A 279-nucleotide genomic window follows, 5' to 3' on the forward strand; every position below is an offset into this window, starting at 1 on the left:
GGAGACGATCCTGGCGCTGGTAACGCAGCTGGATCGGGAAAACCGGCGCGGCAACTGACAACGAGGAGAGCGGCGGCCATCGGGGTCGATCATTCCTTTCCCGACACCGCGCCGATTTCCAACTTTTCGTTAACCGGCATGCTGGTAAAATCTCGCCAAGTTATCTGACGCCGCGAGACCGATGCAGAAACCGAATTTCCGCTTCACCCATTACGATCTCAAGGAACAGCGAGCCGGAACGATCGTCGAGGTGTCTCTGAATGCGGTGAACAATGTTCG

General features: G+C 56.6%; 1 protein-coding gene. It reads left to right on the forward strand.

Translation table 11 applies throughout. From position 1 onward, the window contains the following. Nucleotides 1–181 precede the first annotated feature (181 nt). On the forward strand, nt 182–279 hold a 98-nt coding region (locus tag EOD29_RS31370), incomplete at its 3' end, for a DUF1883 domain-containing protein (protein WP_127248804.1).

This window comes from Mesorhizobium sp. M1A.T.Ca.IN.004.03.1.1, from assembly GCF_003997555.1.
Taxonomy (GTDB): domain Bacteria; phylum Pseudomonadota; class Alphaproteobacteria; order Rhizobiales; family Rhizobiaceae; genus Mesorhizobium.